Origin of the sequence: Thalassotalea sp. SU-HH00458 (genome assembly GCF_040362795.1) — a bacterium.
In the GTDB taxonomy this organism is placed as follows: Bacteria; Pseudomonadota; Gammaproteobacteria; order Enterobacterales; family Alteromonadaceae; genus Thalassotalea_H; species Thalassotalea_H castellviae.
In genome coordinates, this window is the sequence record NZ_BAABWW010000001.1 from 489,475 (window position 1) to 513,056 (window position 23,582).

A 23,582-nucleotide genomic window follows, 5' to 3' on the forward strand; every position below is an offset into this window, starting at 1 on the left:
AGGTAAAACTTTGAAAGTATCCATTATCCCAAAACCAATTACAGAATATGATTTAAGGCTTTTACGTATCTTCGTTTCTGTTGTCGAACATGGAGGATTTGCTGCTGCAGAATCAGCATTAGGCATAACCCGCTCAACTATTAGCGTGCATATGTCGAACTTAGAAACCCGCATGAAATTAAAATTATGTTTGCGTGGTCGCGGTGGTTTTGCCTTAACCGAAGACGGACAATCGGTGTATCGAGCGGTAATTGAGTTATTTGACTCGCTAAATGATTTCTCTTTATTAGTGAGTACATTAGGAAAAGAACTCAGTGGTGAATTAGTTATTTTATGCGCAGATAAACTCGACAACGCCAACCAAGCATTACTCGCCAAAACCATTCAGCTAATACACGATCATTCGCCAAACTTACACATCGTTTTAGACAGTGATTCGGTACAAAATATCGAGCGAGATCTTTTAAATAATAAAGCACATATTGGTCTAATTCCACAATACAAAAAAATAGAAGGCCTTGCTTATCAACCTCTGTTTAACGAGCCTATTTATTTATGTTGTGCCAAAGAACATGTACTTTTTAATCAGTTAGATAGTGAAATTACCGCTGAAACGCTCGCAAATACCCCAGCCATTCATCCGGGCATAGACATTTCTTCTGATGGTTTAAAACAATTAAATAAATTAAATCTAGCGGCTAAGTCATACCAATTTGATACCCGTAAAATAATGATCCTCTCTGGCCGTTATATTGGTTATATGCCACAAAGTCATATTCAAGAAGAGCTAAATCAAGGCTTGTTAAGACTTATTAAACCTGGGGAGCTAACCTACACATTTAATTTGTCGTTAGCCTCTAAAAAGTATCCACGAGAAGTGAAAAAAGTAACGCTTTTGCAAGAGGTTTTTCACAACGTGTTCCAACAGTAACTAGTTGTTTAGTTAAAAACTACGATGATTTTTTGCAATGTTTTTCAGTTTTTCTAAGCCTTCTTCTTGCAGATATTGATAAAATAGTTCGGCCAAAATGGTTTGATGGCGTTTTTTGTTGCGTACTAAGTACCACTGACTTTTAATCGGAAAATGTTCAACTTCTAACTTCACCAAATTATCATCTTGCATGTAATCTAAGGTATGACTACTTAAAATAGCTAAACCTAAGCCAGCCGCTACTGAATGCTTGATCGCTTGATTACTTTCAATGGTCATTTTAGCTTTCAGTGAGATATTATGCTGCTGACAAAAATCTTCAATAGAGTGCCGTGTGCCTGAGCCATATTCTCTTAAAAGAAATGGATAGTGAGATAGACGATTCAAACTAATGGGCATTTTCTTCGTTAGTTCATGATTGACAGGCGCGACAACAACCAGAGGGTTCTCTAAAAAAGGCTCAGCAACTAAATTATCGGCTTTGGGATATTGACTAAAAATATAGTAATCATCTTTGTTTTGGTTAAAGCGTTGGATAATTTGCTCACGGTTACCAATATCTAATTGTACATCAATCAATGGATAACGTTTGCAAAATGGGCCAAGTAATATCGGTAAAAAATATTTTGCCGTTGAAACTACCGCCAACTTTAAGACACCAGCTTTGGCTCCTTTGAGATCTTCTAACTCTATGTGTAACTTGTCTAAAGAAAAAAACATTTCTTGCGCCGTATTAACCGCAGCAATTCCAGCTTCTGTAAACTCAAGACTGCGGCCATTGACATGATAAAGCGGACTATCAAACACTTCCGTTAAATTTTTTAATTGTATAGAAACAGATGGCTGAGAAATATGTAAAATTTCAGCTACACGAGAGATATTTTTATGCTCAGCAAGTGCTAGTAATATTTGCATTTGCCGTAAAGTCGGTAAGCGTTTAGGCATTCATTCACCGTTATTTATTTTAAGTAGTAAACCGCTTTAAAGTTCATCAAGAGAATCAATGAACACAACCAAACTATATATATTTATCTATAAAAACTATTAAATATATATATTTTTAATTATTAAAACAGTTTATTACTATCTTGTCACCATTAATCAATATCAGCGTCAGAAACGGCGTAAAGTTATTCATATGCTAGAAAATATTCAACAGAACGTACGTGAATTAGGGACTTTGTTAGGTCAAACAATTGCCGATGAACAAGGTGCTAAATGGATTGATAACATTGAAGAAATGCGTCTTTCAAGTAGAGAGATCTCACCAAACAACCCTGAAGTTATTAAGCAATTACAACAAAAAATTGCCAACGCTACTGAAGCCGAACTCTTAATTTATGCCCGCGCATTTAGTCAGTTTTTAAACTTAGCCAATGTTGCTGAGCAGCAATATACAACGAGTCCTCAGGGCCTTGATGAATTAGACCTACCTCATCCTCTTGAAGATTTAAGCGAAAAACTAAGTCATGTCTCCCCAGAAAAGTTTCAACAAGCTTTAGACAAACTCCATATAGAATTAGTATTAACGGCACATCCAACGGAAGTCAATCGTCGAACATTTATTCATAAATATAATCAAATAGCGCAAACCCTCGACCAAACTAATGATGCTTCAAATCCTCGCATCAATGAATTAGTTCAACAAGCTTGGCACACCGATGAAATTCGTCAGCAGCGCCCTACTCCTTTAAACGAATCGTATTGGGGTTTAAATACTATTGCTGATAGCTTTTGGTTTGCGGTACCAACGTTTTTAAAAGAACTAAATGAATTATCGCAAAAAGTGACCAATCGCGATTTACCAGTTGATTATAACCCAATTACCATGGCGAGCTGGATGGCTGGTGATCGAGACGGAAATCCATTTGTTACCGCAAAGTTAAGCGAGCAAGCATTAATTAACGCACGTTTAATTGCCGCCAAACTTTACCTGGAAGATTTTGAACAATTATTTCTAGAACTTTCGATGCGTAAAGCTACTGATACTTTATTAGAAGCGGATACCGATAACATAGGACCTTATCGATGCCAATTACAAAGCACGATTAAATTATTAAAAGTGAGTATCGAACAATTAAAAGATGGCGAAACCAAAGGGGTTCTAAATCATTCAGAGCAACTTAGAGCGCCATTGATTGCATGTCGTGACAGCTTATTAGCCGTTGGCTTAGATAAAATCGCCAACTCATTAGTTTTAGATATGATCCGCAAAGTAAACTGCTTTGGTATTTCTTTAGTTAAATTAGATATTCGTCAGCATAGTGAACGACATGAAAGCGCCTTAACTGAGATTACTCAAGCGCTAAACATGGGTGACTTTTCAAGTTGGGACGAATCAACTCGCCAACAGTTTCTGATAAAAGAGCTACAAAACCCTCGACCATTATTACCGAATAAAACATGGAGAGCAGACACGCAAGAAGTGCTTGATACTTTTGCCTTGATTGCCAAGCAACCGGCAGAGTTATTTGGCATTTATATTATTTCTATGGCGAGTAAAGTTAGCGACATCCTGACGGTAAACTTATTACTGAAAGCCGCCGGTGTCAGCTGGAAAATGCCTATCGCTCCGCTTTTTGAGACGCTAGATGATCTAAACAATGCCCCAGAAGTCATGAATAACCTGCTAGAAATTGATAGTTACAAAACTTATTGCGATAAGCAGCATCATGTAATGATTGGTTATAGTGACTCATCGAAAGATGCCGGCGTATTAGCAGCAACGTGGGGACAATATCAATGCCAAGAAAAGTTAGTGGAAGTCTTTAAAGCGCAAGATATTGTTTTAAAACTGTTCCATGGCCGTGGTGGCACAATAGGCAGAGGCGGTGGTCCAGCACATGCGGCGATTGCTTCGCAACCTCCAGGCACATTAGACGGTGGCTTACGAGTGACTGAACAAGGTGAAACTATTCGCTATAAATTTGGCTTACCGAGCCTTGCGACCCGCAGCTTACATTTATATGCTTCCGCTATTTTAGAATGTTTAGTGACCCCACCACCTGCGCCAAAAGCACAATGGCGCAAACTAATGGATGACATGGCAGAGTCAAGTTGTGCTTTGTATCGTTCATACGTGCAAACCAATGAAAATTTTGTTAAATATTTTCGCCAAGCAACGCCTGAGCAAGAGCTAGCTTCATTACCATTAGGCTCTCGCCCCAGTAAACGTAAATCAGATGGCGGTATTGAATCGCTTCGCGCTATACCTTGGATATTTGCTTGGAGTCAAAACAGGTTAGTTGTGCCTAGTTGGTTGGGATTAGGAAGTGCAATAGAGCAAGCCTATCAAGAAAACAAAGCATTAATGCATGAAATGTTAGCAACTTGGCCATATTTTAAATCGCGTATTTCACTCACTGAAATGGTGTATACCAAATCTGATGATCAAATTGCCGCGTTATATGATGAAGCATTAGTCGATGATGATTTAAAGTATATGGGTGAAGAGCTACGTAAACAATTATCTCAGGATAAGAAAACCTTGCTTAACCTATTAGCGCAAGACAGTTTACTGAAAAATGATCAATGGAATTATAATTCTTTTGAATTACGTCGAGAATACTTAGCGCCATTGCATTTAATTCAAATTGAAGCTTTAAAACGATTACGTCAGCAACCTGAGCATCCTGATAACGAACAATTATTAATGATCTCGATGGCAGGGATAGCAACAGGGATGAGAAATACCGGGTAAAAACAGCAACAAACTTCAGCCTGGCACCTACCTTTAGAATAAATCTATTACCTAAGTTGTTTTTAGGTATAGGTTTATTCTAAGTTGATAAACCTATGAATGAAAGCCAGCTCATGTTTTACGGTGTAACATCCCCCTTTCTATTAACTTAGCGAGCATTTACTAACCTTAAATCCACGATTAATCCTATTTCGCATTCATAAATACAACATACGTGCTTTTTGCAAAATTCTTAAAAATTTGATACAAAATAATCTCTTAGACAATAGTTTACAACTTCATTTTTTAGCTTTTTAAATGTTAATCAATGAACAAAAAGGATAAACACTATTATGTCCCCCCCTATATTTAAGCAATCGTTTGAAATGGTGAAAGTGACATTTTCACTTTTTGCTTTCTTCATCGTTTGCATCATTAGTTATCCTTTTTTTGTTGACTATGTATATCCGCTTTCACGTGATGCTTATTTTGGCTGTTGCACCCTTGTATTTTCTTTATATTACATAGCTTCATCCCTGTTCAAATCCCACGAAAAAGTCGTTCCTTTTCGAGAAGCAATTCAAACTGAAAATAGACTAAACAAAGACACATATAAGGTAATGTTCCAGTTAATAGGGCAACAAGCAGGCATTATATGGTTTCTCTCTATTTTCTTTACTTATTCATTTTTTGCGTTACTTGATACCCATATTTCAATACAAGATGCTGCGATATTTTTCTTCTTGTCATTAATATTATTTGCGCCATTTACTTTATTGAGTATTAAATTAGTAAAAACCATACCGCCAAGATACAAATTAATGCTTGGTTTCACTGTCTTAGTTAACTTTTTGGGTTATTTTGCTTCATTAGAGTTGTTAGAGTTTTGGTTAGGTGTTTCGCTAACACTGCAGGTCACGAACGTTGTGATAGATCCGCTAATCATGTTGTGTACTGTCGCAATTTTTTATATTGGCTTTATCTTAGGTTTTAGCAGTATTTGGCACTTTATCGATAGGCTTTTTAACCGCAATGTCGATGTAATGCATATCATGGCGACAAGTCAGCGTAATGCAAACCTAGTGAAAGGGCAGCACTATTTACTCCTGATGTTTGCTAACTCGACTTTTCTTATTAACTTTTTCTTTATACCGCTCTATTTTTATAGCCTATATACGTTTAACACTCAGTCGACATTGCTATTTATTATTGTTGCATTAAACCTGCCTTTTTTGATCAAAATAGCTAAATATTTAGAACACTTAACTATCGAGTATTTCTTTATCTTGTTTAAGAGTGTGTTATCTACAATCGCCGTCTCAATAATCTTTTCTCATGCGCTTTATTTAGTGATTTATTTATTACTGAACCAAATGTCTGTTTGGGTGACCGCCAGTGATTCGACAACCACGATAAGTTTACTTCCAGGTTTTTTATTATATTTTGTTAACAATACGCTCTCTCTAAGTTTTATTTTGTCTTATGTCGAAGGGGTTTTTTATGGCGTATTATGTTTAATCATTATTGTTTGGCTTTACGCTATTTTTATTCGCAAAGAGCGCTATAGATTATTTTGGTTTGCGTTTACCGTGTTCATTTTTGGCTTAACCGTGTATTACGACAATAAGGTTACGCCTGAAAAAGTGACGGAAATTGCGCCTTGGATTTTGCCCCCCGAAATTTTCATTTTCACTGCCTTTCCATTTCTTATTCTCTTTATTATTAATTCCGTAGTTGGCCCTTATCGTATCAGCCGAAAATGCGATACATGCCAATTTAAGGCACCAAAATTTGCTACTTATTGTCCATGCTGTGGTAGTTACTTAATCACATCAAAACCTATGAAGCATCGAATATTAGCTGCATACAATAATGTGGAAACAAGTATTAAAGCATCCAACAATGAAAGTGAGATATCGAAAGCAACATATAAACAGTTAGGTATTATTAAAGCGATTAGCTTTCTTGGTTTAACTAAACAAATAAATAAAATTGAAATTGCTCGGTTGGCTAAGCAGAGAAAAAATAATGAAAAATAATAATATTTTTTTATGGGGCCTTTATCTGATCAGCTTATGCTTTATTGCTGGAGGAATGAAATATAGCGTTTTATTGGCTAACTCGACTCAATTCACTCATTCAGAAATCGTCAATATCATGGTCTTGATTCCGGCAATCATTTATCTTCTATTGACCATATTTAAAATTAAAAACAAAACTTACCAACAGTATTTTGACCTAGACTCGTCTGAATTCTCCCAAACAGTCCTAACTCAACAAACTGACTTTTATGAAAAAAGCTTCTCTTTCTCTTTGGCGATAGCAGGTATTTATTTTGTTATTTATATAAGTAATAACGCGTTAATAACAGAGGGCCTATATTTTATTGTCGCAATAATTGTCAGTTTGGGAATCGTAAGAAATCTCAATAGAATGTTAGCAGCAAAACTTTCTGGAGGTGTGTCTGTTGCTTTAGGTTTAATTATAGTAGTACTTTTTATATACCTTACCTACTTATTTGAATTGCAATTAGGTGTCTCAAACCAAAGTTTTTTTTACTTTTTTATGTCGTTCCCTGTCAGTGTAATTGCAATATTTCTTATCATGATTATTACCGCATCGGCACATTCATTTTATAAGGTAATATGGCGTTTATTCCAACGTTTAGCCATTGAATATAAGCTTGTCAATAATAGTGAGGCTTCTTCACGGATTGCGCTATTCGACCTTGAACTATATTTTGGTTTTGTCATAAATAAACAATTATTTCTCGCCATTTTGTGTTCCCCACTTTTTTTTGCATTAGCTAATTATATCGATATCAGAGAGTTAACTGTAGGGTGGCTATTTCTCGCCTTCTTACCTATTTGCTTTAGATTTAGTCGTTACGTCTCTTCGCTTGAAGGCATTAAATACTTCTTACTTCTCAAAATTATGTTTCACTATTTATTTTGGGCACTTTTGATATTAACGTTATTTTTTCAACTGTCTTTTTTTATTTTTTGTTATATAAGCCAGTGGTATGTTGAATCTGATTACTTTTCTAACGGTTTTTTACCTAATTTTTATATCGCATTAAATACTTGGGTTTCATATGAGGTATTACTCAGTCAACTTGAAGGAGTGTTTTATGCCTTTTTGATCTTAATACAAGCAGTTTATCTCCTCGCGGCGTGGTCAACGAAACAGTTCAGTCGCATCATATTACAATGTTTAACCTTAACCGCTTTTTTTACCATTACTGCCTATAACCAAACATTTACTGCTAACGATTTTTCTACCGTACAAGGAGCACTTTTCACCCCTGCAGTTGTATTATTGACGCTTGTACCAATAGTGATTGATATGGCAACACAATCCATGAAAATGTTAAAAGATCAGCGCGTTAAATGCCGTCATTGCCGTCAACCTAATGATGCTAAATTTAACTTTTGTCAGTTATGCGGCGAAAGTCTTTTGGGTGCGGTTCAAAAAATTGATCGTGAAGCAGCTGCACGTTTGACAGCCTTTATTGAACAACTTAATAACCAAATAGCACATAAAAAATACACACTTACTCAAGCATTAGAGCTACTTAACTGCTATATCGAAGGTTTAGAGAAGGTACTTGCGATCACTAAAAACAATCATGGCAAAGTAGATTTATACGACAAATATTCAAGCAAACTAAAGCAATTAGTTAATACATCTGACGATACTATTAACGGTGATCGATAATGAATACTGAAATCGATACGTTATTTAACAAAGCGATTACAGCCTTACCTTGTGTTGCCAAATACACCAGTAAATTCAAAGATGGAGATTATCACGGCTATGTATTCTTACAACCGGACTGGAGGCGATATTCGTTTCTCATTAAGGCTGAAAAACTCAGAGATAATCAAGATCTCACTGAAAAAAAACCGCTTTGTTTAGCACCATTATTAGCTACACAAATATCCAAAATACAACAACTTACCGCCACAAAAAACCATCAGGAACAAGCACTTAAACAACCACTCTTTTCACTCTTGAGCTCAAACTGGCATATTGTTGAACCAAGCAAAGCCGCTCAACTTGCTAAGTCATTGAGTCATTTCGTTGATAAAATTGACAATCACTTAGCATTAACATTTTTTAGTATTGAACTTAGCTTTTATAAACAGAGTAAACTGATTAGCTTTTTGCAATCTGATATTAATAACCATCAAAAATGGTGCTATTTTATCGAAGCAGCAACAGACAAACCGAATCACTACCAGTATTACACTTTAAATGGTTTAAGTGCGCCAATTCATGATTGTAATACCCGCATTCCTGTTGAGTTAACTAAAAGCAATACATTAGATTATCTTTGTTTTTTTTGCTTTTTCGTTCAGTCTGAAGGCGGGTCTTTTTATATTTTACCTGAAGTTAACGATCCCATTATTCCTCCTGTTTTATGGGATAAGAATTTTATTCATAACAACCAATTACTTAACCTAATAGAATGCTTTATACCTCCTAAAGTTAAGCATCAAGGTAAAAACTCTTCGATTTATGAAGCAACAATGTATTTTGATTGTACGATTAGTGTTGTGGAACTCGAGGTGTTTAATTCAGGTCAAGTAAGATTAAAAACGAGTAAAGATATCGCTAGCGCTTTACCTTTTCGTTTACAAATAACGTTAAGTTAAGTTGTTTTATACCAGCTCAACAGACTAGTATTTTCTATGCTAATTTAACAGTTTACGGTAACTGACTTTCTTCATTTACTTCTGATGAATCTTTATGATTTATATTATCCAAATCTTGAGAATTAAGGGTATTCTTTATCTTTAAAATGGTAACTTTTAACTGTTCAAGTAACTCTGTGCATTCACAAACCTTGTCGTTTGAACAATATTCAATATCAAAAGTAGCCAAATTAGCTGCATGCCGAGCTTTTTTGATAAGCAGAGGAGGAAATTGATAGTGTTCGTTAAGATTTTCCATAAATTCAGCAATACCAGTAAGGTATTTCGGTAATCTATCTATGGCAGTTTTTTTGCTTTCTTCACCATCTAAAGATTGTAAGCTACTAATTTCAAGTTCGGTTTTAACTAATAAGTTCTGTAAACCTTTTAACTTTTGAGAAGGGGTTAAAAGTACACATTTACCTGTTTTAAGTTCGTATCTATGGTCTTTGTTACAACTGCAATAAGATGAAAATCCATACTTATTGATGTCTGCTGTACAAGTGGAAAAATTAGAGTAAGGCAATACTTTATGTGAGTATAAAAGAACACTCACACTCATACTCACAATAACAAAATTATAAACGAAAAGTTTTGCACTAGATAATGACATCGTTATAAAGTTACACCTACTAAGGTTAAATTCTTATTGAACCTGTTAATCTATCTTCAACCGCTCAGGCTCCCAACCGTTAGCAATATATTTCTTATCAACCCGTGCTTTTTTCCATGATCGAAGAAACATTCCACCTGCGATAAACAGTGGGCCAAATGCTTTTGCAGTTTCATCTCCCGAGAGAAAGGCAATAAAGGAAATTCCCCCAATAGCAAAAGATATATTAGATAACCATTTAGATTTTGCTACATCATCAGCATAACTTCCCATTGCCCTTTCAATTAAATCATGTAGTTCATTATCAGTCATTGCACCTACTCTTTCTGATGAAGTTCTACGTAAATAATCGGCATAAGCTGCAACTCGCTTATTAACATACTCTTTTACTTCCTTGAAAGCATATTTTTTCATTTCAACTTCATTCGCTTCACTTTTTTCGCTAGCTAGCGAAAAAATGCCAATAACGATGAATACACCTATAAGAATTAACCACATACCCTTTCCCTATTTTAACACTATGAACTATTTAATATTAACTATTGTATGTTTGTATAACTAAGCATACACCATTTATGTATATCTTTATTATTTAACTTTATGTTGCTTAATATACTCAATAAAGCCACTTATCGATCTTATATTGTTTTTGCGATAAGCCGTTTTTACTAATGTTTTGTCATCATTTGATAAGCCATCAAAGAATGCAGACATTTCATTGGCTTCATCGGGTGTATAACCAAAAGAATATGTATTGGAATTAGCTGTTGAATGGCTTTTCTTTAATTTATTTTTTTCAAATTGCTCAAGTTTTTTACTAACTGTACTTTTTACTTTTTGGATATAAGCACTTAAAATTTCTTGATTATTGCCATCATGAACTTGTAAAAGTTGTTTAAATTCATCAACTTCAAGGCTAATGGTAAAACTTTCTCCAATGGCTAATCCAGACTTAAAAGACACGCCCGAGGTAATGCTTTGGTTCGTTGCTTCACTCCAAACATAGACAATTTTATAAAGATATTCTATATGACTATCTAACTTATGAAGAAAGTCTTGGCTAAAAACATTTTGCATTGAATCAGTCGGATGCACTATTTTATTTGTGTTTTTAGCACAATCACCTTGCTTGTGAATTTGGATACATCGAAAACAAAGGTCACGTCCACATTCACAATGATGAATATGCTCAGTTAAAAAGCTTTCTTGACAACTTGAACAAGTCTCTCTCATCTTGAAATAATATTGTGTAAATTTGAAAGGGTGATTTAATATTAACCATATTAGACTACTTCACAAGTATTACTAGCAACGAAAGTCACTCAATTTAGGTACAAAAAGTACAATCACTTGTAAAATAATTAAGCAAAACATTCTCGCAAAAATTGCACTCCTGAGTCTCGTATTCAGACAGCACCGCTACTATTTATTCATGTTGGCACCTAACCTCAATAAAAACTCTGGTTGCTGGGTTGGTTATTACAAAGGCTATATAGATCATATAATCATGAACCTTAATGCACGATTAAAAGTCTGCTGTTTTTAGTCCTGACTAATTGGCTTGTTACGCGCGCTTATCTACGCGCCATGGTGGGTTTAACCTATTTTCACCAGCCCAGTATAGTTTGATTTTATTACCTGAAGGATCGTGTAGTATTGCTTCACGCCATAAGTAGCTTTGATCTGTTGCTTCTTGGTCAAATTTTATACCAAAAGATTTTAGTTCTGAAACCCATTGATCTAGTTTTTCATGTTCGAAATAGATTACTGCACTATTTGAGAAATCACCAGCTTCGAGTACAAGTGAAAAAGTTGAGTTACCCTCAGGACACTCGAAGCGAGCATAATGAGGTGTATCTACAATCTGAGTAAAACCTAGCGTTAAGTAAAACGCAACAGCTTCATCCATATGTTTAACTGGCAACGTAACCTGATTAAGATTCACCGAACCTCCTTATGCACCTAAAGCCCAAATAAAGGGTTGATTAACTGTTGGCTAAAATGTTGATGAACGAAAAAAACCAACGGCTTTTTCCTTATTAAATTAACTTATTATTTGTTTCTGAACACTACCTTAAACCTCTCACAGACAATAGGCATATTTTCAACTGGAGTAAATGATGTGTCATTAAGCTCCCTATGATAATAGTCCCAGTGAACTCTTTTCCAATAGGCCAAACTCTTATCACCTTCTCCTTCAAGTTCAGCATATTCTTCTGTGATTTCATTAAATGGAATTATAGAAACATTCGTCGTTTCAATTATACATTGAGCCTCGCCTTCCCAATTTGTAACTATATTGAGATCACCGACCTTAGGTAAAGGTTCATTATTCGCTTGGTGCCACCAAAGTGAAGGTGAAGTTGCCATTTTTATATTATTCAAAACCAACTCAGCGCACTCATTTGCATCAATTTCATTATCGCAAAAATGCCAACTACTCAGCTCTGTTTTCGGTAGATTGAATTTATCGAAGTAATTTTGACTAATACTTGCTATTGACGGATGCATAATACTCCTAAACACATAACGCCCATTTACAGGCTGATAATAAAAAGTTTGCTAAAATGTGTAATGAAGCGAAACCAAGTAAACTGTTAGCAGATCCGCTTTAAATTCTTTTTAGCAGTATTTTACACCCAAACGTCATTTTCAGCAGTTAGTTCGCTTTCTGAATCGCCGGTATTAACAACCCCTTTAGGTTCAACAATCATGATTTTACATTCACTGTTTGCAACAGGTTTATGTTCTACACCTTTGGGAATGACAAACATTTCACCCGAATTTAGCGTTACTATACCGTTACGAAATTCTATATTAAGGATACCTTCCAAAACGATGAATACTTCATCTGTATCAGGGTGCTCATGCCATACAAATTCGCCTTCAACTTTCACTAACTTAAATTGATAGTCATTCATTTCTGCAATAACACGCGGGGACCAGTGCTCAGTAAATTTCGAGAACTTATCTTTAAAGTTTATAGCATCAAACTTCATTATTACTCCATACATTCAAGTACTGCTAACGCACCGTTAAGAGGCAAAATATTGTTGGCTAAAATGTTGAATACAGTGAAAACAACCAACTGTAAATGTTCCTGCTTTAATGACTTGTCATACGTAAATTATTGCAAAAATGCCAAGAGCAATTGCGCAAAAATCACCACCCCCATTAAAGCCAAATTGAACGATTTAAACTTTGCAAATTGATCTATCTTGGCATCGTTTATTGTTGAAAAGAAACCTGACTTTAGCGACTCATTAAAATTGGCAGTAGCGGCCGACCATGCAGAACCACCCATGCGATTATTCTCTAATTTTTTCCATTCTTCAGGATATTTTTCAGACAAATAGACACACAAGTTTTTGAACATCATAATTTGAATAAAAAGAAGTACAGAAATAAATATTAAGGGAAGAAAACTCACCATATATTAAATATCTCCTTTACGTATAACGCCGCCATAAGCGGCCTAAATTAATTGGCTAAAATGTTGATGAACGAAAAAAGCCAACTATTTTAGTGTCCACTTAATTTGTTTACTAGCTGCCCATTCTAAAGATGAGCAATACATTTAATTTCAATTTTGAGTTCAGGCTGAACAAGTGCCGCCACTTGTACAACTGTTTGACTAACTTCGGGCATACCGCCATATGCAGATTCCCTTTGCCCATAAACAGCTTCAACGTTTTCCATCAATTCGTCCATATTAGTAACAAAGAAGGTTTCATCAACAATATTGCTCATATCCGCCCCGAACTGTGATAAAACATCCTTCATATTTGAATAAGCGATAGCTGTTTGTTCGGCAATGTCTAATGGAACCGAACCGTTACTATCTATCCCTACTTGTCCTGCCATGTAAAGAATATTTCCAACTCGAGTGCCTTGTGCAATGAAATCCTTGAACGGGCCACTTCGATAGGTTTTTTTCTCAATTGCCATTTTTAATATTCCTCTAAATTAATGTGCAACTAACCCCCACAAGAAGGCGCAAAGTAACAGTTGGCTATAATTTTTGATACATGAGCACAGCCAACTGTTACGTGTTTCCTAAATTTAAACTGGTAGCCCTTCTATCATAGGCACCAGTTCTAAGTCTTGATCCCAATCGGCTTTGCTTGAGACAAATATATGCGCGTTTGGTCTCTTTAAAATTTTTGTGTCAATACTTCCGGCAGGTACCGCTAAAAACGCCCCTCCCATTTGAACGTTTGGTAGTGCAGAACCACAGTTCGAACAAAAACTCTTCACATGCCTTGTAGATGGCAAACTATAAGTTTTTACATTGTTCTCGCCTGTTAACCACGTTAGAGAAGCTGCTGTAGAAAACAAGTTAGATGCATGAGCCGAACCAGTATCTTTGCGACAATATTGACAATGGCACATGAAAAAACTTTCAAATTCACCTTCTACTTCAAAGCTTACTTCACCGCAAAGGCAAGACCCTTTATGTTTTATGCTCATTAAAAAACCCCTAATATGCCAAATTGAATAAATACACAAAACGCCTCGTTATGCGGAAAAATCGCTGGCTGAAATTAACGTGGAACGAGCAAAAGCCAGCTGTTATTTTCCTACTGAAATGACTTGTATGGATAATTTACACCGTTATTCTGGTTGTATATGCAGTGGAACTGTGAATTTAATCCTACTTACCGTCTTAGAAGCCGCATTCAAATCTCCGCCGAGAGAACCCACACCAGCAATGGATAGTTTTGCTCCACCATCTTGCGATTTTGATTCCGTTACGGCCATGTCAAATTCAACGGATGTGATAAAACCACCTTGAACGGTTGCTACACTTTTAACCTCTCTTGCTTCGTAAGGTTTTATATTATCAGTATTTAAGCTTGAAGGATTACTCTCAATAGATTCCGTAATCTGTTCAAGTGTTTCTGATATAAACTCTTTGATGTCCACAACTAGCAGTCCTTAAACATAACGCCCCATTCAGGGGCTGATAATAGCTTGCTAAAATGTGAAGCGAAGCGGAACCGAGCAAGCTGTTAGCTGTAATGGCTTGTTATGCTTCGATTATGCCGTGATTGATAAGATAATCACAACCGTCCGTTGTTACTGAAAGTTTATTTAAAACGTTACGCTCAACTAAGCCCTCTGACTCTGCTTGTGATAGATATTTCTCCAGTTTTAATCTGTGGATATTAGTTATCCCTGTGATTTGTCCGATACTTAGCTGGTCATAGGGGCTATTTTCAAAAGCTTGAGCGATAGCAGTCATTGCTGCTTTTAAACCATCCGCAGTTCTATCAGGCTTTGACTCAGCCATAGGTTTGAAAGGACTACTACCTAGTTCAGGTTTTTCATACAGTGGAGCATTTAATAAATGCCTAAGTAGTTCATCAAGAGAATATTCGACATCATTATCATTAGAGAAGTTAATATATAGTTTTGATTTTAAAAATGTAGGTAATTCAGGACTTGATGACTGCCGAACTATTGGAATAATCTTGTTATCATCAATACTTGATAAAAGTGATGCTGTGACAATCATTTTTTCATAACCAACGCCACCTTTACCCGCATTAGCTTTCGCGACATAAGTTTCAGTGCAAACGATCAAAGCATAGTCACACTTTGCTAGCTCAGTTTCCATAAAGTGTGGTAAGTCATCCCCTGGCTTTAAATCCCACTGGTCAAGTACAGCGTCAACACCTCTATTTCTTAAAGTTGTAGCAAAACTAAGAACCCAACTTTTGTGTTCAGCTGAATCGTGCGAATATGAAATAAAGACTCTAGGTGGAACCATTTGGAAATCTTCTCCCTAATTCAATTAGAAGCATAACAGTATATTATGTAGACGTATCAGTAATATCCGCCTACGAACTTGTCTTTAAAGTAGCAGAAAATTCAAATAAATCAATCCATTAAACACACCATTAACTAGCAACATTGTCAATACAGGGATATTACTAAGACTTCATAGTAATACCCATTTTTTCATTTCAGATTTTATTTAATTATTTCAGCGTTTTACTGGCTCTAATGTTACTAATGTCGAGATGTAGTGAGAATTCTCGGTAATATTCTGCAAAAAAGAATGGAGTGATTGGCTAACAAATTTGATATTGCTAGGAATTAATTGAAAAGCACGAAGATCCGCTTTTCGCTGACAACGGGCGTAGAAGTTTCAAACCCTAAAAACAAAAAAGCCCCATCCAATTAAGAATAAGGCTTTAATAATGGTACCGGAGGACGGACTTGAACCGTCACGCCCGAAGGCAACGGATTTTGAATTCAAAGACCCTATCAATCAAACCTTTACAAACAAGGCTTGCAGAGTATACTAGACTGCTAATATACACAAATTATACACAAACACTGATTTTGACCTCTTCAAAAGACTTAATGATTGAGTTACTTCAATACGACGAAAATGTACTAAAAAAAGCACTAGAAGTTGCAAAGCAGCTAGTTAATAAAGAACAATTCGAAGATGAAAAAACAACTGCTCATAGCATACAGCTAAACAGTTATACAACAATCTATAAAGTTAATGATAAATACTATTACACAACAATTAAACTACATGACAAAAACTATGGTATTAATCCTCACTTACTGCCGTCTGAAAAATATCATCGCCAAAGCTTAGGCACTCAAGATCTTGAGCAAGCAAAAATAAACGCAATGCTAATGGCTGAACGTATTAAAACTGAAATCAACAATAATACATATAAGGAGAAAATTCATTATTCACTTGCCCCCATGATCAGAGAGTGCATAAGAAATCTAAAAGATAGAGCAGCTAAAAAAAAGAGTCTTTCAAATTCAGTTCGTAAAAATACTCTAGAAGAGTACGCAGATTTTCTCGAAAAACAATTTGCGCCATTTTGTAGAGAAAATGAAATTAAGCGGGTTGAAGAATTAACATCTGCAAATATTGCTAGATATTTCGAGTACTTGAGAGATAGCGATAAAATAAAATCATCAACAAGATTTAGGGTAAACAAAACAGCTGTAACTGAGCTACTAGATTTGTGTCTTTTTAAAGGTATGTTGAAGAAAGAAAGTTACCCAGATTTTCCAAGCGCTAAGTACCTAAACATTAACTTTAAAAAGAATCAAAAAGAAAAAAATAATGGTAATAGTGATGATAAACGCAAGCCATTTAAGTTAGATGATTTACACAATATCAATTCAAATTTTGATGCATTTATAGAAGCTATTAAACGCAAGAATAAAAAAGTAATTTATAACAGACACATCCTGAAGTTGTATTTCGATTTTCTGTGTGCACAAGGTTGCAGACCTGGTGAAGAAACATTAAATGTTTTGTTTAGTGACATTGAAAAAGAAATGATTAACGACACTGATTTTTATTACAAGATCACATTTACAGCTGGAAAAATGGGAGAGCAAGATGAGCCAAGAACCGTTGAGTTAGTTCCTGCTGCTGCTGATGTAATAATCAAGATAATGAAATATAGAACAGATGAAACAATGACTTTGGATCAGGTTATTAATCTGGAAGGATATTTGTTTTTTGATGTGAATACGCAAAACAAACCTGGGCTAGATAAAATTTGGGAGCAGTATCGCGATTTCTTGTTTGACCAAAAATTACTCAGTCAAAGCTATGTACTGTACTCATGCAGACATGAATACATAAATAAAGCACTTGATGAAGGTCAAGATATCAGAGCTGTAGCAAAACATTGCGGCAATTCTGTTGCGACAATCGAACAGCATTATGATGACTTTTGTATCGTTCGTCAGAAGAAACGTAAGGCTTTAAATAACAAATAATAATTTTATTTTTTTGCCGCTTCGCGAAGTTAATCCAGACTATTAACTCCTTGTAGATATATTTTTATACTGAATGGTTCGCAAACTGTCCAGGCGACTACAATTCATTTTGCAATACAACACTGCCGACACAACATTTAATAAAGCTTGTCACTCTATGTGAGTGCGAAGCAAAATACACTAAATCGATTTCACACTCCGGGAGTGCGACACTAAAAGCACAAAATGGATACTTTCTAGCAGCGCAGCTGCTGCCAACGACAAAAAAATCCCTCTAATAACAAACAAATTGCCAGTAATGGCACTGTAATTGTCATTGGTGACATTTTTACAGGCCCAATAAATACTCAATTAAAATAAATCTTTCAAAAACTTAAAAACTTGACAAAAAATTAGTTTTTAGCAGGTCGTGCATTTTTCATGCAATAGTACTTAAAACCCTGTAAAATAAAGGTATACAGCGCAGTTTAGCTAACAGAAAAACAACAATATATAAGTACTTGTATATTTATAAAAAATGTTAAGCCAGCTATTGTTTATAGGTCCATAAAACAGCTTAACGCTACCGCTACTTTTTTAGGTCTAATAAACACTGGATGCTCAAACCCTTCAGGTTCTGCGCTATTACAAAAAATAAAAATGGCTAAAGCCAATAAAACCAAAAATAATAAAGGTATCCACATGCTAAAACTAACAACTCACAAAACGTTTTTTAACGAAAACATTATCAACTTTATAAAAGAAACAAGTGACACCTACGACCATGGTTTATCAATAAGTGACATTTCTTACGATAAAAAATATAAAATCTTCAGTTTTCAAGCAACAGAAAATACTGCTCATCAAGCAAACGTACTTCCTTTTGTAATAGACCTCTTTAAAGAGCAAGAACAGCCTTATCTACTTGTAATTCACCAAGAAGAAATAGGTGAATTAGACATCGAAATAATTACTGAAGCAGCATAATACCTGCTCAAAATTACAATAAAAAACACCAACAATAATAATAAAAAAGGTAAACACATGAAAAACTCAAACGTAACTCAAATCCCCCCAAAACGTGGTCGCGAACGATTAAACGAAAATGAAAAACGCTTAAGCGTGGTAAAGCTTTACTTAACCTCTGAAGAAAAAGCTTGGCTTCAAGAATTGCGCAAACAAAGCGGCTATAAACAGGACTCACGTTTTATTTACGAATTAATTAAAGAAACAGCCACTTCTGGCCATTTTGCAATCGAGTCACAAATCAAAGTAAACGCTGACTTAACACGCGCAATCCAAGGTGTTGCTAACAATTGTAATCAATCGATGGCCTTTACACACAGTACTGGAAGCAGCATGCAGTTAGAGCAGTTCAGAAAAGAGTTATTTCGCTTCTTACGAATACTTAAAAAAGTATCTGACGAAATTAAGCAACATAAAGAATCAAAACAAATTAACTTTCCAAACGCTCTGACGTTAAAAGAAATGCTTAGTAAATTGCCTAGTGCGGCATAAGGAGATGCCTCATGATACACAAAGTAACACCACGTAGGCCGACTATAGCGCCTTTACTCAAATACATGCTCAGAAACGGTCATGGGCATGAGCACGATTTAAACTTGGTCACTTGGATCAGCAGTACTACTTTTGTTCAAGATCCAATTGAACGCGATAAGTATGGACTTCCAATAACCAAGCAACCTGAAGAGCCGTTAAATGAGCTTATTAAAGAATTTGAAGAGCAATCAACTCTACACAAAGGTAAAGCTGAAAACTTGTATGCGCATTATGTTATATCACAACATCCAGATGATAGACGTTTAACTCAAAGCGAGTGGTACGAACTTATAGCCGATTATTTACAGGCACTTGGCTATGATAATACGTGTAAACATGCATTTATTGAACACTCTGAAAAATCACACAACCATGCGCATATAGCTTCAAGTGTAGTTAAATCTGATGGTTCAATCGTAGACAACACAAACGATGTATTAAAAGGCTTTGATGTACTTAGAAAATACGAGAAGAAATTTGGTTTAAAACAATTGTCATCACCAGAACGAAACTGGGGTAAACATTATTCCAAAGGAGAATTAAAAGCCGCTGGTGGTTCACGTGAGGAAGCTATGAGCAAAGATTGGGCTGCTCGTATTCGTGCCAGGTTTAAAGCCATAGAAATCGAAAATGGTGGCAAGCTGCCTGACACAATGTCCAAGCTTGTATTAGCATTAGCTAAAAAAGGCGTCGCGGTTAAAGCTCGTCAAAATGAGCAAGGTGAAATCACAGGTATAAGCTATAAAGCAGATGATGGCCCGTGGATTTCTGGCTCAAAAGTAAAAGCTTCACGCTTAACATTTCAAAACCTACAAAGTAATGAAAATGTCAGTTACGTACCTGAGCGTGACAACCCTGCTTTACTTGGCAACAACGATTTAAAAGTAAACGTTGCGGTACAAATTACTAAAGCGCAATACAAACACATTAAAGTGCTTAAACCAAGACTTCGCGTATTTAGACGAAACAAGAAACAATACGCGAGCTTTACTTTTTATAACTCTAAGAAGCAGCGTGAATTTGCAGAATTAATGGACGCGATACTTGAGTTATTACGATTACTTTTCGATTCAAATTACGGGATTGATGATGACGAGCTATTATTTTATTTCTCATTAGAAGAGAATTTCGAATACGAATACATCAATCAAGGCATTTCAACATACGATGTTAGTGACTCTGTTGATGCCCTTGATAATTTACTTGTAGAGCACAAACGTTGGATTGGTAACTTTAACCACTGTGAAACCACACATTCATTGAGCTGGACACATGAATCAACGGAGAATGAACTATGCGTCAATTAATCAACTTTCGTCAGTATTATATTTCAGCTGTATTTAATACGGCCTTTGCCACTTCGCGTCAAAGAATTAATCCAATTCAGTAACTCAAATTATCTTGCTACAAACTAAAAAGACCAGAAGCAAGAGCGACTGGTCTTTAATTGGGGAAGTTGATTTCTTCAACTTATATATACATTCTAAAATTTGTATTGAAGCCCAACTCTAACATTAGCACCTGTTTCCCCTGTTTGATAAGGCATGGAAGGTGTACCAAAGTATTTAACATTTTTTTCATCCGTTAAATTAGAACCTTGAATATATGCAGTTAATCCATTTTCAAACTTATAATTAACTTTCATATTCAGACGTTTTATTTCATCACTAAACCTAGATAACTCACCATATTGGTCTAAATAAAACTCGTCTCTATAGTTATATGATAGACGAGCATCCCATGGTCCTTGACTGTAATAAACAACTGCATTGTAAGTATTTTCCGATAAACCAGCTAGTGGCAGGTCTCTCTCCTCACCAGATATAACAGCTGTTTGACCCGAATCAGCATCTAACCATGTATAGTTAAATTGAAAACCGAAACCTTCAATCAATTCATCCAAATTATGTGTAAAAGCAAACTCAAATCCATTAACGCTACCGCCTTCAGCATTTACAGGCTGGTTTACAATCCAAGTATTACCGTCACCTAATAAATCTTCTTCAGTTTCTTCATTTATAACAAATGTTTTTACGTCATAGTAAAAAGCACCTAAGCTAACACTTTGACCTTCATCGTAATACCACTCAACCGACAAATCATATTTATTAGCTTCAAATGGCTCTAACGATGCATTACCTTTTGTGACTCGCCCATTTACTTGATCATCATCATCAATATTTTGGATATCAACAGCTCTCGCTAATTGTGTATATTGAGGTCGACTGATTACCGTTGAAGCCGCGGTTCTAATAACCCAATCATTTTCTAAATCAAAGACCACATTTATTGCAGGCAATGTTTTATCTGAATCACCGTCTTCTACATAATTATAATTAAAGGCATTTTTTTCTTCTTGGGTCGCTAAGTTACTGAAGTTATAGATGGTAGTATCGTTACTCATATATCTAACCCCTGCGTTCCCTCTCAGAACACCCCAATCAAATTCAGATTCAAAATTAGCTTGAACATAAAAAGAAGTAGTTTCTTCTTCAACTTTCCAAGTACTGCCACCTTCAACAGATCTACCTGTAAAAAAGCCACACATAGAATTGAATGTTCCTAAATCATCAGAGCCATTTGAATCTCCACCGATATTTTCACAGTCATAAGCTTCGACACTGTTTGGATCTAAATACTGATATACTGTCGCGACATAATCATTAGTCATATTGCCTAAGTCACCAAACATACCAACATTGAAATTAGAATTTCTTCTCATTGCTTCACGTAACACATTACCTTCTTCATCAACAACAGGAACTCGTGAAGTATTATTATAGATAACACGACTAGACAGTTGCTCTGCTTCTAAATATCTAGCGCCAATATTAATTGAAGTGATAAATGAGTCTTCTAAATAATAGGTATAATCAAGAGAAGCATAGCTATTCTCATTTTCTGTTGAGTCAATTCTTCTCGCATAATTATCCATACGAAGATGGCTAAAATCAGTTAAATCAAGAGCTCCAAAATCATTACTTCCTACTCCATCAGCAATACTAGTAATAACACTACCAGGTACTTCAATATCGGTTTGATTACGATCTCCTTGTCCACCAGCAGACTCTGAACCGCCTATAGCAAAAGTTAAAGATGAATTATCACCAGTCCAAGTGCCTTCAAAAGTTACTATTTTATTAGTAATTTCAGCATCTCTATTTCGATGAGAAGAACGGGCAATCTTCCCTAAATCACCGAAAGCTACTGAAGTAAAAATGCCGTTTTCTTCAGTAAAATTTAAAATATCTGCTTTTTTAAAAATATTTCGATCAGTTACTAAGCCAAAACTTTTGTTATCTCCTTCCATCGTACTATCTAAATAGCTAAAATTTAGATCTAAAGAATCTGTTGGCTGATATTGAAGCGCTACCATCACCGTTTCACGCTTACGCTGTTGTAAGAATGTGATGCCTTGGGCTTGCTCTGGTAAAAAACCAGAAGCAGTATTGCCATTAATATCTGTAAGATTAGCTTCGGTATAACGTGTTATTTCAAAAGCGTCTCGACGAATATCTTTATCTTGGTAATCCAAAGAAATTAATGCACCAAAATTATCGTCATCATTCTTCCAACTGTATAAAGCAGATAAATCTGGATCTGTTTCTTCGGTATTCGAGTTATAATTTAATGATGTATTTACCAGAGCCAATGTTTTGTCTTTTTGAACAAGAGGCTTACGCGTTATAATATTTACTGTGCCCCCAACACCACCATCTGGTAATTTAGCTTCACTTGACTTATAAACTTCAACTGTTTGAGTCATAGTTGCTGGTAATAAACTAAAGTTTGTCGCTCGGCCTAAAGTGGCACCTTGTAACTCAAATCCACTACTTTGAAGCTGTTGACCATTAATTAAAGTTAGATTCTGTCCTGGAGCAAAACCTCGAATACTTACTTGCTCACCTTCACCTAAGACACGAGTAATAGAAACCCCTGGTATTCTTTGTAATGACTCGGCAACATTAGTATCTGGAAAGCTACCAATATCATCAGCTGATAAAGAATCAACCACACCATCGGCATATCGTTTGGAATTTAATGAACTTGTAATACTTTCTCTAATACTAGTTACTTCTATAACTTCAATTTCTTCTTCTGATTTATCATTAGCGTTAGCTGACATTGAAAGAGATAAAGCCGCTGGTGTTAATGCAACGGATATTGCATAGGCTAAATATTTTTGTTTAAGCATGTTAATTCCTCACTTCACGTTTTTATACTCTTTAATGTGCAGAGTTCATTTTGTTGTTTTAATGTTTAGTTCGTTTAAGTACGTCAAATTAATAAATAAATTAACTTCACTATTAATATTTCACATTTAAAAAAAAGATAATTCCAAATATGAAA

22 protein-coding genes are annotated in these 23,582 nt (G+C 35.4%); 9 read left to right on the forward strand and 13 right to left on the reverse strand.

Annotated features, from left to right (window positions below; translation table 11 throughout):
• Window positions 1–10: 10 nt before the first annotated feature.
• Window positions 11–931: a LysR family transcriptional regulator gene (locus ABXH06_RS02175; protein ID WP_311578536.1), complete on the forward strand. Its 921-nt coding sequence runs from the start codon at window positions 11–13 to the stop codon at window positions 929–931.
• A gap of 12 nt (window positions 932–943) precedes the next feature.
• Here ABXH06_RS02175 and ABXH06_RS02180 read toward each other — a convergent pair whose 3' ends face one another.
• Window positions 944–1,876, reverse strand: a complete 933-nt coding sequence (locus ABXH06_RS02180) for a LysR family transcriptional regulator (protein WP_311578538.1) — start codon at window positions 1,874–1,876, stop codon at window positions 944–946.
• A gap of 193 nt (window positions 1,877–2,069) precedes the next feature.
• Here ABXH06_RS02180 and ppc point away from each other — a divergent pair, with 193 nt between their 5' ends.
• From ppc to ABXH06_RS02200, 4 genes are all read left to right on the forward strand, one after another.
• Complete coding sequence (gene ppc, locus ABXH06_RS02185; RefSeq protein ID WP_353517116.1) at window positions 2,070–4,631, forward strand: phosphoenolpyruvate carboxylase; 2,562 nt, start codon at window positions 2,070–2,072, stop codon at window positions 4,629–4,631.
• A gap of 332 nt (window positions 4,632–4,963) precedes the next feature.
• Complete coding sequence (locus ABXH06_RS02190; protein ID WP_353517117.1) at window positions 4,964–6,649, forward strand: hypothetical protein; 1,686 nt, start codon at window positions 4,964–4,966, stop codon at window positions 6,647–6,649.
• Complete coding sequence (locus ABXH06_RS02195) at window positions 6,639–8,327, forward strand: zinc ribbon domain-containing protein (RefSeq protein ID WP_353517118.1); 1,689 nt, start codon at window positions 6,639–6,641, stop codon at window positions 8,325–8,327. The genes ABXH06_RS02190 and ABXH06_RS02195 overlap by 11 nt, the downstream gene beginning before the upstream one ends.
• Window positions 8,327–9,268 carry a hypothetical protein gene (locus ABXH06_RS02200; RefSeq protein WP_311578547.1) on the forward strand — a complete coding sequence of 314 codons (942 nt, stop codon included), beginning with the start codon at window positions 8,327–8,329 and terminating at the stop codon, window positions 9,266–9,268. Before ABXH06_RS02195 ends, ABXH06_RS02200 begins: the two co-directional genes overlap by 1 nt.
• Window positions 9,269–9,320: 52 nt before the next feature.
• Here the strand turns inward: ABXH06_RS02200 and ABXH06_RS02205 are convergent, their stop codons facing one another.
• From ABXH06_RS02205 to ABXH06_RS02255, 11 genes are all read right to left on the reverse strand, one after another.
• Window positions 9,321–9,920 carry a hypothetical protein gene (locus ABXH06_RS02205; RefSeq protein WP_353517119.1) on the reverse strand — a complete coding sequence of 200 codons (600 nt, stop codon included), beginning with the start codon at window positions 9,918–9,920 and terminating at the stop codon, window positions 9,321–9,323.
• A gap of 45 nt (window positions 9,921–9,965) precedes the next feature.
• A complete protein-coding gene (locus ABXH06_RS02210) occupies window positions 9,966–10,418 on the reverse strand; it encodes a hypothetical protein (RefSeq protein WP_311578555.1) in 453 nt (150 codons plus the stop codon).
• A gap of 90 nt (window positions 10,419–10,508) precedes the next feature.
• Window positions 10,509–11,153: a hypothetical protein gene (locus tag ABXH06_RS02215; protein ID WP_353517120.1), complete on the reverse strand. Its 645-nt coding sequence runs from the start codon at window positions 11,151–11,153 to the stop codon at window positions 10,509–10,511.
• Window positions 11,154–11,484: 331 nt separating this feature from the next.
• Window positions 11,485–11,865 carry a VOC family protein gene (locus ABXH06_RS02220; protein WP_311578561.1) on the reverse strand — a complete coding sequence of 127 codons (381 nt, stop codon included), beginning with the start codon at window positions 11,863–11,865 and terminating at the stop codon, window positions 11,485–11,487.
• A 107-nt stretch (window positions 11,866–11,972) separates the two neighbouring features.
• Window positions 11,973–12,431: an ASCH domain-containing protein gene (locus ABXH06_RS02225; protein ID WP_353517121.1), complete on the reverse strand. Its 459-nt coding sequence runs from the start codon at window positions 12,429–12,431 to the stop codon at window positions 11,973–11,975.
• Between the two features lie 122 nt (window positions 12,432–12,553).
• On the reverse strand, window positions 12,554–12,919 hold the full coding sequence (locus tag ABXH06_RS02230) for a cupin domain-containing protein (RefSeq protein WP_353517122.1): 366 nt from the start codon (window positions 12,917–12,919) through the stop codon (window positions 12,554–12,556).
• Window positions 12,920–13,047: 128 nt separating this feature from the next.
• Window positions 13,048–13,272: a hypothetical protein gene (locus ABXH06_RS02235; RefSeq protein WP_353517123.1), complete on the reverse strand. Its 225-nt coding sequence runs from the start codon at window positions 13,270–13,272 to the stop codon at window positions 13,048–13,050.
• 206 nt (window positions 13,273–13,478) lie between these two features.
• Window positions 13,479–13,868 carry a RidA family protein gene (locus tag ABXH06_RS02240; RefSeq protein WP_311578576.1) on the reverse strand — a complete coding sequence of 130 codons (390 nt, stop codon included), beginning with the start codon at window positions 13,866–13,868 and terminating at the stop codon, window positions 13,479–13,481.
• Window positions 13,869–13,982: 114 nt separating this feature from the next.
• The gene (locus ABXH06_RS02245) at window positions 13,983–14,390 is read right to left on the reverse strand and encodes a GFA family protein (RefSeq protein WP_353517124.1); all 408 of its coding nucleotides are present in this window, start codon (window positions 14,388–14,390) and stop codon (window positions 13,983–13,985) included.
• A gap of 144 nt (window positions 14,391–14,534) precedes the next feature.
• Window positions 14,535–14,846 carry a hypothetical protein gene (locus ABXH06_RS02250; protein WP_353517125.1) on the reverse strand — a complete coding sequence of 104 codons (312 nt, stop codon included), beginning with the start codon at window positions 14,844–14,846 and terminating at the stop codon, window positions 14,535–14,537.
• Window positions 14,847–14,949: 103 nt separating this feature from the next.
• Window positions 14,950–15,693: a toll/interleukin-1 receptor domain-containing protein gene (locus ABXH06_RS02255; protein ID WP_353517126.1), complete on the reverse strand. Its 744-nt coding sequence runs from the start codon at window positions 15,691–15,693 to the stop codon at window positions 14,950–14,952.
• A 599-nt stretch (window positions 15,694–16,292) separates the two neighbouring features.
• Here ABXH06_RS02255 and ABXH06_RS02260 point away from each other — a divergent pair.
• From ABXH06_RS02260 to ABXH06_RS02275, 4 genes are all read left to right on the forward strand, one after another.
• Complete coding sequence (locus tag ABXH06_RS02260) at window positions 16,293–17,693, forward strand: site-specific integrase (RefSeq protein ID WP_353517127.1); 1,401 nt, start codon at window positions 16,293–16,295, stop codon at window positions 17,691–17,693.
• Window positions 17,694–18,332: 639 nt separating this feature from the next.
• Window positions 18,333–18,659 carry a hypothetical protein gene (locus ABXH06_RS02265; protein WP_353517128.1) on the forward strand — a complete coding sequence of 109 codons (327 nt, stop codon included), beginning with the start codon at window positions 18,333–18,335 and terminating at the stop codon, window positions 18,657–18,659.
• A 57-nt stretch (window positions 18,660–18,716) separates the two neighbouring features.
• On the forward strand, window positions 18,717–19,190 hold the full coding sequence (locus ABXH06_RS02270; protein WP_353517129.1) for a hypothetical protein: 474 nt from the start codon (window positions 18,717–18,719) through the stop codon (window positions 19,188–19,190).
• 11 nt (window positions 19,191–19,201) lie between these two features.
• Window positions 19,202–20,539, forward strand: a complete 1,338-nt coding sequence (locus tag ABXH06_RS02275) for a relaxase/mobilization nuclease domain-containing protein (protein ID WP_353517130.1) — start codon at window positions 19,202–19,204, stop codon at window positions 20,537–20,539.
• Between the two features lie 176 nt (window positions 20,540–20,715).
• Here ABXH06_RS02275 and ABXH06_RS02280 read toward each other — a convergent pair whose 3' ends face one another.
• Window positions 20,716–23,427: a TonB-dependent receptor gene (locus ABXH06_RS02280; protein ID WP_353517131.1), complete on the reverse strand. Its 2,712-nt coding sequence runs from the start codon at window positions 23,425–23,427 to the stop codon at window positions 20,716–20,718.
• Window positions 23,428–23,582: the final 155 nt, after the last annotated feature.